Origin of the sequence: Leifsonia sp. fls2-241-R2A-40a, from assembly GCF_030209575.1 — a bacterium.
Classification (GTDB): domain Bacteria; phylum Actinomycetota; class Actinomycetes; order Actinomycetales; family Microbacteriaceae; genus Leifsonia.
Genome location: NZ_JARVRS010000001.1, coordinates 1,006,805 through 1,021,077, shown reverse-complemented (window position 1 = coordinate 1,021,077; position 14,273 = coordinate 1,006,805). Strand labels below are relative to the sequence as shown.

18 protein-coding genes and 1 tRNA gene are annotated in these 14,273 nt (G+C 68.8%); 11 read left to right on the top strand and 8 right to left on the bottom strand.

Annotated features, from left to right (window positions below; translation table 11 throughout):
* Positions 1–669: a GntR family transcriptional regulator gene (locus QRN40_RS05070; RefSeq protein WP_285114415.1), complete on the bottom strand. Its 669-nt coding sequence runs from the start codon at positions 667–669 to the stop codon at positions 1–3.
* 188 nt (positions 670–857) lie between these two features.
* Between QRN40_RS05070 and QRN40_RS05065 the strand changes: the two genes are divergently transcribed.
* Entirely contained in the window at positions 858–2,084 is a 1,227-nt protein-coding gene (locus tag QRN40_RS05065) for an isochorismate synthase (protein WP_285114414.1), read from the top strand.
* On the opposite strand, the gene QRN40_RS05060 is transcribed toward QRN40_RS05065, so the two are convergent.
* Complete coding sequence (locus QRN40_RS05060; protein WP_285114413.1) at positions 2,081–2,935, bottom strand: PPK2 family polyphosphate kinase; 855 nt, start codon at positions 2,933–2,935, stop codon at positions 2,081–2,083. The two genes, QRN40_RS05065 and QRN40_RS05060, sit on opposite strands and share 4 nt — an antisense overlap.
* A 143-nt stretch (positions 2,936–3,078) precedes the next feature.
* Here QRN40_RS05060 and QRN40_RS05055 point away from each other — a divergent pair, with 143 nt between their 5' ends.
* The 5 genes from QRN40_RS05055 (at position 3,079) to QRN40_RS05035 (ending at position 8,072) form a co-directional block, all read left to right on the top strand.
* Positions 3,079–3,465, top strand: coding sequence for an SHOCT domain-containing protein (locus tag QRN40_RS05055; RefSeq protein ID WP_285114412.1), 387 nt, complete (start codon positions 3,079–3,081; stop codon positions 3,463–3,465).
* Positions 3,466–3,544: 79 nt separating this feature from the next.
* Positions 3,545–4,564, top strand: coding sequence for a bifunctional demethylmenaquinone methyltransferase/2-methoxy-6-polyprenyl-1,4-benzoquinol methylase UbiE (gene ubiE / locus QRN40_RS05050; protein ID WP_285114411.1), 1,020 nt, complete (start codon positions 3,545–3,547; stop codon positions 4,562–4,564).
* 20 nt (positions 4,565–4,584) lie between these two features.
* A complete protein-coding gene (locus QRN40_RS05045) occupies positions 4,585–5,640 on the top strand; it encodes a polyprenyl synthetase family protein (RefSeq protein WP_285117442.1) in 1,056 nt (351 codons plus the stop codon).
* A gap of 30 nt (positions 5,641–5,670) precedes the next feature.
* Entirely contained in the window at positions 5,671–7,056 is a 1,386-nt protein-coding gene (locus QRN40_RS05040) for an FAD-dependent oxidoreductase (RefSeq protein ID WP_285114410.1), read from the top strand.
* A 14-nt stretch (positions 7,057–7,070) separates the two neighbouring features.
* Positions 7,071–8,072: an alpha/beta hydrolase gene (locus QRN40_RS05035; protein ID WP_285114408.1), complete on the top strand. Its 1,002-nt coding sequence runs from the start codon at positions 7,071–7,073 to the stop codon at positions 8,070–8,072.
* On the opposite strand, the gene QRN40_RS05030 is transcribed toward QRN40_RS05035, so the two are convergent.
* From QRN40_RS05030 to QRN40_RS05020, 3 genes are all read right to left on the bottom strand, one after another.
* On the bottom strand, positions 8,059–8,547 hold the full coding sequence (locus QRN40_RS05030; RefSeq protein ID WP_285114407.1) for a YajQ family cyclic di-GMP-binding protein: 489 nt from the start codon (positions 8,545–8,547) through the stop codon (positions 8,059–8,061). The two genes, QRN40_RS05035 and QRN40_RS05030, sit on opposite strands and share 14 nt — an antisense overlap.
* Positions 8,548–8,601: 54 nt before the next feature.
* Complete coding sequence (locus tag QRN40_RS05025) at positions 8,602–8,850, bottom strand: hypothetical protein (RefSeq protein WP_285114406.1); 249 nt, start codon at positions 8,848–8,850, stop codon at positions 8,602–8,604.
* 65 nt (positions 8,851–8,915) lie between these two features.
* Positions 8,916–9,530 carry a DNA-3-methyladenine glycosylase I gene (locus QRN40_RS05020; RefSeq protein ID WP_285114405.1) on the bottom strand — a complete coding sequence of 205 codons (615 nt, stop codon included), beginning with the start codon at positions 9,528–9,530 and terminating at the stop codon, positions 8,916–8,918.
* 162 nt (positions 9,531–9,692) lie between these two features.
* On the opposite strand from QRN40_RS05020, the gene panD reads away from it, so the two are divergent.
* Complete coding sequence (gene panD / locus QRN40_RS05015; RefSeq protein WP_285114402.1) at positions 9,693–10,118, top strand: aspartate 1-decarboxylase; 426 nt, start codon at positions 9,693–9,695, stop codon at positions 10,116–10,118.
* Between the two features lie 88 nt (positions 10,119–10,206).
* Positions 10,207–10,854: a biliverdin-producing heme oxygenase gene (locus QRN40_RS05010; protein WP_285114400.1), complete on the top strand. Its 648-nt coding sequence runs from the start codon at positions 10,207–10,209 to the stop codon at positions 10,852–10,854.
* Positions 10,855–10,873: 19 nt separating this feature from the next.
* Here QRN40_RS05010 and QRN40_RS05005 read toward each other — a convergent pair whose 3' ends face one another.
* Both QRN40_RS05005 and QRN40_RS05000 read right to left on the bottom strand, forming a co-directional pair.
* The gene (locus QRN40_RS05005; protein ID WP_285114399.1) at positions 10,874–11,602 is read right to left on the bottom strand and encodes a nucleotidyltransferase domain-containing protein; all 729 of its coding nucleotides are present in this window, start codon (positions 11,600–11,602) and stop codon (positions 10,874–10,876) included.
* 14 nt (positions 11,603–11,616) lie between these two features.
* Positions 11,617–11,832, bottom strand: coding sequence for a hypothetical protein (locus QRN40_RS05000; RefSeq protein WP_285114398.1), 216 nt, complete (start codon positions 11,830–11,832; stop codon positions 11,617–11,619).
* Between the two features lie 75 nt (positions 11,833–11,907).
* Here QRN40_RS05000 and QRN40_RS04995 point away from each other — a divergent pair, with 75 nt between their 5' ends.
* Both QRN40_RS04995 and QRN40_RS04990 read left to right on the top strand, forming a co-directional pair.
* Positions 11,908–12,258: a helix-turn-helix domain-containing protein gene (locus tag QRN40_RS04995; RefSeq protein ID WP_285114397.1), complete on the top strand. Its 351-nt coding sequence runs from the start codon at positions 11,908–11,910 to the stop codon at positions 12,256–12,258.
* Positions 12,259–12,370: 112 nt separating this feature from the next.
* Positions 12,371–12,452: transfer RNA gene (locus QRN40_RS04990), tRNA-Tyr, on the top strand.
* A gap of 142 nt (positions 12,453–12,594) precedes the next feature.
* Here QRN40_RS04990 and QRN40_RS04985 read toward each other — a convergent pair.
* Positions 12,595–13,311 carry a flavodoxin family protein gene (locus QRN40_RS04985; RefSeq protein ID WP_285114396.1) on the bottom strand — a complete coding sequence of 239 codons (717 nt, stop codon included), beginning with the start codon at positions 13,309–13,311 and terminating at the stop codon, positions 12,595–12,597.
* Positions 13,312–13,460: 149 nt separating this feature from the next.
* Here QRN40_RS04985 and QRN40_RS04980 point away from each other — a divergent pair, with 149 nt between their 5' ends.
* Entirely contained in the window at positions 13,461–14,273 is an 813-nt protein-coding gene (locus QRN40_RS04980; protein WP_285114395.1) for an inositol monophosphatase family protein, read from the top strand.

Sequence of the window (14,273 nt, the reverse complement as noted above, 5' to 3'; positions counted from 1 at the left end):
TCAGCGGGTACCTTTCTCGGGCGTGGCGAAGCCGTCGGCGATCGTGACGAGCGCCTTCTCGAACAGGTCGGCGGCGGCACGGGCCGCCTTGTCCGCCTTCCCGGCGACAGCTGCGTCGATCAGGGAGCCCTTGAGCGGGACCGCCTTCGCCAGCGACGCGTCGGATGCGGATGCCTTCAGGGCGCGCTGCACCTCGGGCAGGTGGCGCTTGAGCAGGCGGGCGACGGTGGCGTTGTCGAGCCTCCGCACGAAGACGCCGAGGAAACCGTCCGAGGAGAGACCGGTGCGGACGATCGACGCCGCGTCGTCCCCATCAGCGCGCTTCAGCGCTTCGCGGTCGACGTCGGTCAGCAGGGGAGTCGCGTCGCGCACGACGCCGGAGACGAGCACGCCGACCGTCGTGATCAAGGCGCGCAGCCGTTCCGGTTCGATCGGGGTGACACGCGTCCGTCGCTGCGGCAGGATCTCGACCAGGCCCATCGCCGCCAGCTGGTTGAGCGCCTCCCGGACGGGCGTGCGCGAGACTCCGACCCAGCGCTCGATCTCCGCGTCGTACAGCTGCTCTCCGGGGAGGAGGTCGCCGTCGACGATCGCATCGAGCAGGCGCAGGAAGACTTCGTCTCGGATGAGGCGCCGCGGGCTGGCGGCTCCGGTCACGGGAACGGGCATAAATGAATGTTACATCCCGGGTGCAAGGGTGACGGGGGTGATACGCAGAGTGTCGAAAGCGCGCAATGACGCTGTTAACGGCCCGGATCATCCCAGCAGGTGCTCACCCGCCGCCCAACGGGAGCACAGCGTCGCGGGCGTAGGCTGGACCCGTGAGATCAGCCCCCACCGCTCGGCGGGAGACTGGCGTGACGGTCCTCGAGGCCGAGACCGCACCCCTCGATGACGTCCGCCAGCTCATCCCCTTCCTCGACTCCCGCACGCCCCTGCTCTGGCTGCGCAAAGGCGAGGGGATGGCCGGCCTCGGCGAGGTCCTCCGGCTGGAGTTCACGGGCCCGGACCGCATCGAGCAGGCGTCGGCCGCCTGGCGCGCGACCGCTGAGGCCGCTGTCGTGGACGACGCCGTGCGGACGCCGGGAACCGGCCTGGTCGCGTTCGGCACCTTCGCCTTCGACGACGAGAGCACCGCCACGAGCACGCTGATCGTGCCCGAGATCGTGGTGGGCCGCCGGGGGAGCCGCAGCTGGATCACCCGCATCCGCCGAGCAGGCGAGCCGGGATCCGACACGGCGCCGCGCCCCACTCCGTTCGGCGACGAGTATCGCCTGACCCTGCTGCCCGGGGAGATGGACGCCGACGGCTACCGGTCGGCTGTCGCCGGGGCGGTGAAGCGGATCCGCGAGCGCGACCTGTCGAAGGTGGTGCTCGCCCGCGATCTCCGCGGTCACCTGCCCCTTGAATCCGACCTCCGGCGCGCCCTCGTCGAGCTCGCGCTCGGCTATCCCGACTGCTGGACCTTCGCGGTGGATGGGCTGGTCGGCTCCTCCCCGGAGACGCTTGTCCGCGTCCATCACGGCACGGTGACCGCACGGGTCCTCGCGGGCACGATCTCGCGCGGTTCCGATGCGCGTCTGGATGCGGCGGCCGCCGCCGAGCTGGCGGCCAGCGAGAAGGATCAGGGTGAGCACCGCTTCGCGGTGACCAGCGTGATGGATGCGCTCCGCCCGCACAGCGCAGACCTCGCCGCCAGCGACGAGCCCTTCACGCTGAAGCTCCCGAACCTGTGGCATCTCGCGACGGACATCGCGGGGTTGCTCAGCGACGGGTCGAGTTCGCTCGATCTGGCCGCATCCCTGCATCCGACCGCCGCCGTCGCGGGGACGCCGCGCGACGAGGCCCTCGCGCTGATCCGCGAGCTCGAGCCGTTCGACCGCGGTCGTTACGCAGGGCCGGTCGGCTGGGTGGGCGGCGACGGGGACGGCGAGTGGGCGATCGCACTCCGCTGCGCCCAGGTCACCGCCGAAGGCGACCTGACGGCGTACGCCGGCGCGGGGATCGTGGCCGATTCGGACCCCGAGCGGGAGCTGGCGGAGACCACGATGAAGTTCCGGCCGATCGTGGAGGCCTTCGGCTAGGAGGCCGCCAAGCGCTGCTTCTGCTCCTCCACGTCGTAGTCCGGCGCGGGCCATTCGAGCTGCAGGCGCTGCAGCTGCCGGATCAGAAGCTCCTGCACGGCGGCCCGCGCGTACCACTTGTGATCGGCGGGGACGACGAACCAGGGTGCCTGGACGCTGTTCGTCCGCTCGAGCGCGATCTGGTACGCGTCCTGGTACTCGTCCCAGAGCAGTCGCTCGTCGACATCGGCCGGGTTGAACTTCCACAGCTTGTCGAGACGTTCGAGGCGGGACGCGAGACGCCTCTTCTGCTGGTCCTTGCCCAGGTGCAGCATCACCTTGATGACGGCGGTCCCCGACTCCGTCAGTTCGTTCTCGAACGCGGTGATCGCGCCGTAGCGCCGCTCGATCTCGTCGGGGTCGGCGAGGCGCCGGACCCGGCCGATCAGGACGTCCTCGTAATGCGAACGGTCGAACACCGCGACTTGGCCCGCCGCGGGCACTTCCCGCCACACCCGCCACAGGAAGTCGTGGGCCAGCTCCTCCGGGGTGGGCTTGCCGAAGCCCGCGTAGTGCACGCCGCCGGGGTTCATCGCGCCGATGACGTGGGAGACGATCCCGCCCTTGCCTGCCGTGTCCATGGCCTGCAGCACCAGGAGTATGGACCGCGACTCTCCCAGCCGCCCGCACGCGAAGAGCTTCTCCTGGAGTCCGGCGAGGACGTCCGCGCCGTGGGAGAGCGCCTTGCGCCCCTCCTTCTTGCCGCCATCGAAGCCGGGGGTCCCATCGGTGGGCTGTTCGGAGAGCCGGAATCCCGGCCCCACCCTCAGCAGCTCGTCGGGATCCGCCGTCCAGTGCGTGTCGTGGTTCACCGTCGCCTCCTCGCCGCGCAAGCCGGATGTCCGTCATCGCGCCCTCCCGGGAGCGCCCATGGTAGTCCCGGTGGCGCCGGAAGTTCCTTCTAGCCACGGGCTCTCGCACCCCATTACGGTGTGGCCGATGAGAGAGGACTGAGATGAACACCTTCTGGAGTGCCTTCCTGTTCGCGTTCTACATCTTCGCGTTCGTCGCGTTCCTGATGGTCTTGTTCACCGTGCTGGTGGACCTGTTCCGGGATCCGGCGCTGAACGGCTGGGCCAAGGCGCTGTGGGTGATCTTCCTGGTCTTCTTCCCGGTGCTCGGCTTGCTGATCTACCTGATCGCGCGGGGCCGCGGGATGGCGGAGCGCAACCTGGCGAGGAATCAGACGGTGCCGGAGGACGACAGTTGGGGTCAGCATCCGACGGGGTCGGCAACGCCGGCCTCGGACATCGAGCAGGCGCAGAGTCTGCTCGATCGTGGCGTGATCAGTCAGGGCGAGTTCGACGCGCTGCGCGCGAAAGCGCTGGGTCAGCGGTTCTGACCAACCCGATGGCTGACCGTTCGGCGTGCATCCGGGGGCGGAAATGCGCCTCGCAGACGCCGCAGCCTAAGCTGGTGGGGTGAGTAAGGCCGACCTCAGCAAGCAGCCCGCCCAGGTCGCCGCCATGTTCGACCAGGTGTCGACGCGCTACGACCGGACCAACGCCGTCCTGTCCGTCGGCAACGCGGCGCTCTGGCGTGTGGCGACGACGCGCGCCGTCGACCCCCAGGTCGGCGAGTCGATCCTCGATGTCGCGGCGGGCACCGGCACCTCCAGCGCGTCGCTGGCCCGCAACGGCGCGTCCGTCGTCGCGGCGGACTTCTCCGCCGGGATGATCGACGTGGGTCGCGAGCGACAGGCCGGCAACCCCTTCATCCGGTTCGTGCAGGCGGACGCGACGGCGCTTCCCTTCGACGACGATTCGTTCGACGCGGTGACGATCTCGTTCGGCCTGAGGAACATCGTCGACCCGAAGAAGGCGCTCGCCGAATTCTTCCGGGTGGTCAAGCCCGGCGGCAGGGTCGTCGTGTGCGAGTTCTCGCAGCCGCCCCTCGCTCCCGTTCGCGCCGGGTACGCCGCATATCTCAAGTACGGGATGCCCGTGCTCGCACGCGTGGCGAGCTCCAACCCGGCTGCGTACGAGTACCTGATGGAGTCCATCCAGGCGTGGCCGGACCAGCGCGCTCTGGCCGAGTGGATGCGCGAGGCCGGCTTCGAGCGGGTCGCGTACCGCAACCTCACGGCCGGAATCGTCGCGCTCCACCGCGGTTTCAAGCCGCTGCCTGCAGAGCTGCCCGTTTCCCCGGCCCCGGCGCCGGCCCCGGCGCCGGCCGCCGAAGCGGCGTCCTCGTCGCCTGCCGCGAAGCCGAAGACGACAAAAGCCGCAAGCCCCAAGGCGCCGTCCGCGACCGCGCCGAAGCCCGCTGCCTCCGCGCGTGCGAAGACGCCGGCCACCGCGAAGCCCAAGCCCGCGTCGTCCACGCCGCGGAAGCCGAAGGCCGCCCCGCCGAAGGCCGCCCCGGAGTCCACCGGCTCGGCATCCACCGGGCCCGCCCGTTCCGAAGATCCTGCGTCGACCGTCCCGCCCGAGGGGGAGTAGTGCCACGAAGTGTCCCGGCCGTGCGACGCCAGTCGCTGACCGGCCAACTCGGCTTCACCGAGCGGATCTTCATCCGCGGCGAGGACCGCGAGCTCGCGAACGCCGTCGATGCCGGGCTGGCGCAGGTCGAGGAGGGTCTGCATCGTGAGATGCGCTTCGCCGACAACCTGGCCGACGTCACCGCCCGCTACCTGCTCGAGGCCGGCGGCAAGCGCGTCCGGCCGATGCTGACCCTGCTGGCCGCGCAACTGGGGACCGGCACCAACGCCGACGTCATCCAGGCGGCGGAAGCCGTCGAGATCACGCACCTCGCTTCGCTGTACCACGACGACGTCATGGACGACTCGCAGATGCGCCGCGGCGTCCCCAGCGCACAATTCGTCTGGGGCAACTCCGTGGCCGTGCTTACTGGAGACCTGCTCTTCGCCCGTGCCAGCAAACTGGTCTCGGCGCTGGGCGAGCGCGCCATCCAATTGCAGGCCGATACGTTCGAACGGCTCTGCCTGGGGCAGCTGCACGAGACCATCGGCCCGCAGGACGGCGAGGACCCGGTGGAGCACTACATCGGCGTGCTCAAGGACAAGACCGGTTCGCTCATCGCCGTCGCCGCCCAGATGGGCGTCGTCTTTTCGAACTCGCCCACGGAGTACGAGGAGCCCGTCGTCGTCTTCGGTGAGAAGATCGGCGTCGCCTTCCAGCTCATCGACGATGTCATCGATCTCTCGTCCCAGGGCGTGTCCGAGACGGGGAAGACTCCGGGCAACGACCTGCGTGCGGGCGTCGCCACCCTGCCCGTCCTGCGCCTGCGCGAACGCGCGGCCACCGAGCCGGACGCCGCGGAGCTGCTCGAGCGCCTCGAGCGCGACGTGATGGGTTCGGCCGAGGACGGCGAGGTGACTCCCGCCGCCATGGACGCCATTGCTGCGCTGCGCGAGCACGAAGTGACGCGTCAGACGCTGGAGGAGGCGCACCGCTGGGCGCGTGAAGCCGTGGAGGCGCTGGCACCCCTGCCGGACGGCCCGGTGAAGAAGGCTCTTGTCCGTTTCGCGGACACGATCGTCGAGCGCTCGAGCTGAGCGACGAGCAACCTCAGAAGGAAGCAACGCATGACCAAACTCCGACTGGCCATCGTCGGCGCCGGACCGGCGGGCATCTACGCCGCCGACATCCTCTTGAAGGCCGAGCGCGCCTTCGACGTGTCGATCGACCTGTTCGAGCAGCTGCCCGCCCCGTACGGCCTCGTCCGCTACGGCGTGGCGCCCGACCACCCGCGCATCAAGGGGATCATCACGGCGCTGCGCGATGTGCTCGACCGTGGCGACATCCGGATCTTCGGCAACGTGGAGTACGGCCGTGACATCACGCTCGAGGACCTGAAGCGTCACTACAACGCGGTCATCTTCTCCACCGGCGCGGTGCGCGACGCCGACCTCGAGATCCCCGGCATCGAACTGAAGGGCTCCTACGGCGCGGCCGACTTCGTCAGCTGGTTCGACGGACACCCGGATGTCCCGCGCACCTGGCCGCTGGAGGCCAAGTCCGTCGCCGTCATCGGCAACGGCAACGTCGCGCTCGACGTCTCCCGCATGCTCGCGAAGCACGCCGACGACCTCCTTCCGACCGAGATCCCGGACAACGTCTACGAGGGCCTGAAGGCGTCGCCGGTCACCGACGTGCACGTCTTCGGCCGTCGCGGCCCGGCTCAGGTGAAGTTCACTCCGCTCGAGCTGCGCGAACTCGGCGAGCTGCGCGACGTCGACATGATCTTGTACGACGAGGACTTCGACTACGACGAGCAGTCGAAGGCGGCGGTCGCCAGCAACAAGCAGGTGATGGTGATCGATCGCGTGCTGCAGCAGTGGCGGCAGCGGGAGGTCGGAAACGCCTCGCGCCGGTTGCACCTCCACTTCTACGCGAAGCCGCTGGAGGTCGTGGGCGACGAGAACGGCAACGTGCGCGCCTTCCGTTATGAGCGCACCGCTCCGGACGGCGAGGGCGGCGTGCGCGGTACCGGCGAGATCCGCGAGCTCGAGATCGACGCGCTGTACCGCGCCGTCGGTTACTTCGGGTCGCCGCTCCCGGGCATCCCCTTCGACCGCAAGCACGGTGTGATCCCGAACCATGAGGGCCAGGTGCTGCGCAAGGGCGACAACGAGCGCATGTACGGCGTGTACGCGACAGGGTGGATCAAGCGCGGTCCGGTCGGACTCATCGGTCACACGAAGTCGGACGCCATGGAAACGATCAAGCATGTGATCAACGATCAGGGAAACTGGTGGTCTCCCGCAGACCCCGACGAGCAATCTGTGGAGAACCTCCTGCGCGAGCGGGGTGTGGAGTTCACGACACTCGACGGCTGGCACAACCTCGACGCCCACGAGCAGGCCCTCGGCTCCGAGCGCGGGCGCGCTCGCGTCAAGGTGGTCCCGCGGGACGAGATGGTGCGGGTGTCGAACCCTGAATCCGTGGCCAGCGGGCCGGCCGCCGACTAAGCGGTCCGGGGGACATGGCGAACAGGGGAGAGTGGCGGACGGACGTCCTCGGCGAGCCCTTCGAGCAGTTGACGCTGCCGATGAGCCCCGACGCAGAGGGCGACGTCGTCGCGACCCTCGTCCGCTTCTCTCCTCCGCCGCACCTGCACTTGCACCGCGGACCGGCGGCCGACGCCGACGTCCTTTACGTGCACGGCTGGTCGGACTACTTCTTCCAGACGGAGCTGGCCCGCTTCTGGCACGACCAGGGGGCTCGCTTCCACGCGCTCGATCTGCGGAAGTACGGGCGCAGCCTCCGAAAGGGCCAGACGCCGGGCTTCGTCAACGACCTCGCCGTGTATGACGAGGACATCGAAGCGGCACTGACGGCGATCGGTCACGGTGAGGGCACCTCCCGCGCGGACGGCCGGCGCCTCATCCTGCTGGGCCATTCGACCGGCGGCCTGACGCTCAGCCTGTGGGCGGACCGGCATCCCGGGCGGGTGGACGCACTGGTGCTCAACAGCCCGTGGCTGGAGTTCCAGGCACGCTCGGTCGGGCGAGCCGCGCTGACCCCGCTCGTGGACCTCCGGGCGCGGCTCGACCCCAAAGCGGCGATGCCGAACGTCGACCTCGGCTTCTACACGCGCACCGTCTCCCGGACGATGGACGGCGAATGGGACTACGACCTGGCCTGGCGTCCGGTGCGCGGCTTCACCGTCCACCCGGCGTGGCTGACCGCGATCCTCGCGGGGCACGCCCGCGTGGCGGCGGGCCTCCACATCGATGCGCCGGTGCTCACCCTGCTGTCCGCACGCTCAACGCTGCTGCCGTACTGGACGCCGGACATGCTCCGTTCGGACGTCGTGCTCGTCGTCCGCGATATCGCGCAGCGTGCCCTCGAACTCGCGCCGACGGTCACCGTCTCGTGGGTCGAGGATGCGCTCCACGACGTCTTCCTGTCCCGGCCGCCGGTGCGGCAGGCGGCCTACGCCGCAATCACGCGGTGGATGCGGGGCTACCTCAGCGCAGGTTGACGAACTGCAGGGCGACGTCCAGGTCGGCACCCTTCAGCAGCGCCATCGTGGCCTGGAGGTCGTCGCGGCTCTTGGAGCTGACGCGGAGCTCGTCGCCCTGGATCTGGGCCTTGACGCTCTTGGGCGCCTCGTCGCGGATCAGTTTCGAGATCTTCTTTGCGGCGTCCTGCTCGATGCCGTCCTTCAGGCCCACCTCGAGCCGGAACTCCTTGCCGGAGGCGTAGGGCTTGCCCTCATCGAGGGACTTCAGGGTGATGCCGCGCTTGATGAACTTCGACTCGAGGACCTCGAGGACGGCCTTCACGCGCTCCTCGGTGTTGGCCTTGAGGAGGACCTTCTCGCCGCTCCACTCGACGGATGCGCCGACATTCTTGAAGTCGTAGCGCTGGTCGACCTCTTTGCGGGCCTGGTTGACGGCGTTGTCCGCCTCCATCTTGTCGACCTTGCTGACGACGTCGAACGAGGAGTCTGCCACGTTAATCGCTCCACTAGCTTGAGACGGTACTGGTGTCGAACGATTCTACGGCGATTACCGCTGCTGCACCGGGGGGATGCCCGTGAGCCGGGTCATCCGGCCGATGGCCCACCGGACGCGGACGGTCGTGGCGAGGGCGAAGACGAACCACGCGAGCGGGCCGGCGACAGGAACGGCCATGACCGGGAGGAGCCACCGGACGACCGTCTTCTCGGTCGCGTAGGGGAAGAGCGCCAGGTGCGCGATCCCGGCGACGGCGAGCAGCACCACGCTGGCGACGGCGAGCAAGGTGGCCAGGATCATGGTCACCACGCTACGAGCCGCGTGTTTCGTGGCGATTGCGCACACGATAAGGCGCGATGACAGTCCTATCCGGTGGAGGTCCCGTCGATTTCGTCGCCGCGGTAGCACCCGGCGATGTGGTCGTTCACCACGCCGATCGATTGCATGAACGTGTAGGTGCTGGTGGGTCCCACGAAGGCGTAGCCGTCCGCCTTGAGGCGCGCGCTGAGCGCCGTGGACTCGGGCGTGGATGCGGCGACGTCGGATCCGCGGCGCGGCCGGATGCGCTCCTTCGGCGCGAACGCGTGGGCGGAGGCCGCCAGACCGTCTGCAGTCGCAAGCATCGTCCGGGCGTTGCGGACGGTCGCCAGGATCTTCGCCCGGTTGCGGATGATCGCCGCGTCCTCGAAGAGGGCGTCCACCTCCGCCTCGCTCATCGCTGCGATGCGGGACGGCTCGAAGCCGTGGAAGGCCCGGCGAAACGCATCCCGCTTGTGCAGGATGGTCAGCCAGTTGAGCCCTGCCTGGAACACCCCGAGCGAGAGGGCCTCGAACACGGGCGCGTCGTCGCGTGTGGGTGTACCCCACTCCTCGTCGTGATAGCGGAGCAGCTGCGCGTCGCCGGCGTTCTCCGAGGCCCAGTGACAGCGCAGCCGTCCGTCGGGACCGGGTGACACCGATCCCGCGCTCCAGTCGGCCATGGCGAGTCCTCCATCCTGAGCCGGTTGCCGAATAATAGTCTGCGGCGCCCGAATTGTGCCCCGAAGGTGGGGAGACACTGAGGATCACTCACTTATATGCTATGCGGCAAGACGCCGGACACACCGGGGCCACCGATCAGCCTCAGCTGCGAGGAGTAGACGATGATTCGAACGATGCTCAAGTCCAAGATCCACCGGGCGACTGTCTCCCATGCGGACCTGCACTATGTGGGCTCCCTCACCGTCGACCGCGACTTGATGGACGCAGCCGATATGCTCCCCGGCGAACAGGTCGCGGTGCTCAACATCAACAATGGCGCCCGGTTCGAGACCTACGTGATCGAGGGTGAACGGGGGAGCGGGGTGATCGGCGTGAACGGTGCCGCAGCTCACCTGGCAGGCGTCGGCGACCTGGTCATCATCGTCACGTACGCGATGCTCGCAGACGCGGAGGCTAGGGCATTCCGGCCTTCCGTCCTCCATGTCGACTCGATGAACCGGCAGGTCGCGATCGGGTCGGATCCCGCAGACGCGCATCACCTCGACGGCGTGACGGAGCCGCCGTTCTCGGTTCCTGCCCTGACGTAGGGCCGCAGCCAGCAGCCACCAGGCCGCCTTGACGGCAGGCGGGGGATGCGAAAGGCTGAGGTAAGCCTCCCCTAAGTCAGGAGACCCGATGGCTGAACCGATCCCTTTCTCCGAAGCGCTGCGTGAACGTACGCGAGCCGTGCACTCGGAGAGCGAGGGCGCGGTCTTCATGCAGGACCTGATGAGCGGCAAGGGCTGCCGCGACGATTACATCTCGCTCCTCTCGCAGCACTACTTCATCTACGAGGCGCTCGAAGAGGCGGCGGTGCGCATGGGCGACGATCCCGTCGCCGCCCTGTTCATCAGTCCGAAGCTCACGCGTCTGCCGGCCATCGAGACCGACCTCGAGTTCCTCCTGGGCGAGAGCTGGCGCGACCGGATCGCCCCGCTTCCGTCGACCGTCCGCTACACGGCCCGCATCCGCGAGGTCGGCCGGGAGTGGCCGGGCGGATTCATCGCGCACCACTACACCCGCTACCTCGGCGACCTCTCCGGCGGCCAGATCATCCGTACGCTGCTCCAGCGGCAGTACGGCTTCGAGACCAACGGCGTGGGCTTCTACCTGTTCGCCGACATCGCGAAGCCGAAGCTGTTCAAGGACACCTACCGGTCGCAACTGGATGCCGTGCAGTGGACGGAGGAGGAGCGCGACCGCGTGATCGGCGAGGTTGCGCTGGCCTTCCAGTTCAACACCGACTTGTTCGACGACCTGGCCGCGGCGAAGATCGCGGCCTGAGCGCGACACGGGGCTTCGCTCAGCGGACCAGGTCACCGTCGACCCGGCCGCCGAGCCGGTCGAGCAGGCGGGATGCGCGTTCGGCGGCTTCCGTCTGGTCCGGCGTCCGCGCGAACTCGCGCAGCGCCTCAGCGCTGAGTGGATCGGCCGCGCTCAAGCGCCGCGCCAGCCATTTGCCGCTTCCCAGCCATGAGTTGGAGGCGAGGAGGGCGAGCTGTGCGAGGTCGCGGAAGAGGTCAGCGCGGATCGCTGCGGCGGCGAGCGGCTCCGTCGCATCCATGAGGTCGTCGATCAGGTCGGTGATCGCGTAGCGCCGCAGCTCCAGCTGGTGCGCCGTCTGCTGCGGGCCCAGCTCGAGTCGATCGGCGGACCAGCGGTACAACTCGTCGTACTCCGAGCCGACCCGCAGCGGGTGACCTTCCGTGAGGAGGAAGGGGAGGACGGGACGCAGCGAGGCGAAATCCCTTTCCGACCAGTCGCGGAAGCCCTCGGCCGTGTAAGCAAAAGCGTCGAAACGTTCCCCGAAGCGATGCGCGACCCGAGCCTCACTTCGCGGCGACTCGGCCCCGTCTGCGCCAGCGTGCGCCAGTGCCGAGGGTGGACCGATCAGCAGGAGGTCGATGTCGCTGGTCGCGGTGCGACGTCCGGTGGATGAACTGCCGCCCAGGATCACCGTGGTCGCGCCCGGGTACACGGCGTCGCAGAATCGCAGCGCGACCTCTGCTGCACGCGGCTCGGGCGTCGCCACGCGGCGGGCGGAGGTCAGGCCGTCTGCGCGAGTTCGGCGTAGTAGGTGACGTGGCAGCCGTCACCGTTGCACTCGACGCAGATGGTGATCTCCTCGTAGTGCTGAGCGGGGTCAGCCCCCGTGCCGTCGCACCGTTCGCAAATCTCCAACGTTCTCATGCCCACGATTGTGCGCCCGACCACCGACATCGGCGGCAGGCGACGCGGGGTGTCGCGATCGCGCGCATCCACGCGGGCATTCTGCCGAGAGCAGAACGCCGGAACACGGCAGGCGCGGATGCGCCGCATCCGACATAGGCTGACCCCATGCTTCTGAGGCACGCGATCGGCTCAGTGCTCCGCCGGATCCGGACGGAGCGCGGTACGACGCTGCGCCAGCTCTCGGAGACGTCCCGGGTGTCGGTGCCCTATCTCTCGGAGATCGAACGCGGACGCAAGGAGGCCTCGTCGGAGATCCTCGCCGCGCTGTGCCGCGTCCTCGGCGTCAGCGAGGGCGAACTCCTGACGCGCGTCGCCGCCGAATTCGGCGAGGGTCAGGTGCTCAGCCTGGTCGCGGATCGCGACGACGACCGGGAGGTCCGGACCGCCGTCGAACTGCAGCCGGCCGCCGTCGCCGCTGCTCCGCAGACTCCCGGGGCGATCGCCCTCGCAGCCTGACCCGCAGACCGGATGGCCGCTGAGCGCCCGCTGATTTCGTGTGCGGGCGCGTGCACAGTATTCTTGTGTGGCGCCTTCGGTCACGAGAACACTGGTGGTCGGGAGCGCCAATGGCGAGTTACCCAAGCGGCCAAAGGGATCTGACTGTAAATCAGCTGTCTACGACTTCGGGGGTTCGAATCCCTCACTCGCCACCCCTGTGTCAACAAGAGCCCGGCCATCGGCCGGGCTCTTGTTGTCGGTGTGCAGCGGACTCAGCGTCGGAGGGGGGCCTTCCACCTCAGACCTCCGACGGAACGACACCCCTCCGGAACGCGGTAGGGGCAGCCGCCATCTTCAGCGGTACTCGGGGTTCGGGTAGTCGAAGCGCGCACCGGCATCCCAGGCGGTGCGCTGGTTCCCGTACGCCGGGATGCCGCCGTTCTCCTTCAGGAGCTTCGCGGTGTGGAGCAGATTCCAGGTCATGAAGGTGGTGTTGCGGTTGGTGAAGTCGTTCTCCGGGCCGCCGCTGCCCGGGTCGAGGTAGGAGGGGCCGGGACCGGCCTCGCCGATCCATCCCGCATCGGCCTGCGGAGGAATCGTGTAGCCGATGTGCTGCAGCGAGTAGAGGATGTCCATCGCGCAATGCTTGATGCCGTCCTCGTTGCCCGTGATGATCGCGCCGCCGACGCGGCCGTAGTACGAGTACTGCCCCACCTCGTTCACCTCGCTCGACCCGGCGTAGAGGCGCTCGATGATCCGCTTGGTGACGCTCGAGTTGTCGCCGAGCCAGATCGGCCCCGCGAGCACCAGGATGTCGCTGGCCATGACGCGTCTGTGGATCTCCGGCCACTCGTCGGTCGCCCAACCGTGCTCCGTCATGTCGAGGTACACGCCGGTAGCGATGTCGTGGTCGACGGCGCGCAGCACCTCGACCTCGACGCCGTGCTGCCTCATGATGCCCGCGCTCGCGTCGATGAGGCCCTCGGTGTTGCTGACCTCCGGCGACCTCTTCAGGGTGCCGTTGATGAACAGGGCCCGCAGGCCGGTGAAGTCGTGGTCCGGAGTGGTCATGATCTGTCCCGTTCTTCTCGATGTCGTCGGAGTCGGATGACCCGCGTCATGACGTGAGACGGGGTCCGTGTCGGATCGTGGTGCCGCCGGGGCTGACTCTAGGCCGACATGCAGGGGATGCGCCCTCCCCTATCTGTCAGGCTGGGCGCATGACCTCCAACGCCGAACTCCGCGAGATCGCCACCACCGTCGCGCGCCGTGCCGCCGCATTCGCACTGCAGCGCCGGCGCGACGGCGTGGAGATCGCCGCGTCGAAGTCGTCGCTGAGCGACATCGTCACGCGCGCCGACCGCGAGACGGAACAGCTCATCCGCGACACACTCGCCGCAACCCGTCCGCGCGACGGGTTCCTCGGAGAGGAGTCCGGCGGCGGGAGCAGCCAGAGCGGACTGACGTGGGTCGTCGACCCGATCGACGGGACGGTGAACTACTTCTACGGCATTCCGGCGTGGGCGGTCAGCATCGCCGTGGTCGAGGGCGACCCCGAACCCTCGACCTGGCGAGCGCTCGCCGGCGCCGTCGTCAACCCGATCGCCGGCGAGACCTTCGCCGCGCACGCCGGGGGAGGAGCGCAGCTCAACGGAGCGCGCATCCACGTGAACGAGGGCGTCGACCTGTCGCTCGCGCTCGTCGGCACGGGATTCGGCTACGACGCCGAGGTGCGCCGTAAGCAGGCGACGCTCGTCCAGGAGCTCATCGGCGAGGTCCGCGACATCCGCCGGATCGGAGCGGCGTCACTCGACCTCTGCTCGGTGGCCGCAGGGCGGCTCGACGGCTACTTCGAGCGTGGTCTGAACCCGTGGGATCACGCAGCTGGGGCCCTCATCGCGCAGGAGGCCGGCGCGCGCGTCGCTGGAATCGGAGAAGGCCCGGCGGACCGCCGCCTGCTGGTGGCGGCCGCGCCGGACCTCTTCGAACGCCTGCACCCCCGCGTCGAGCCGTTCTACGCCGACTGGGAGTGA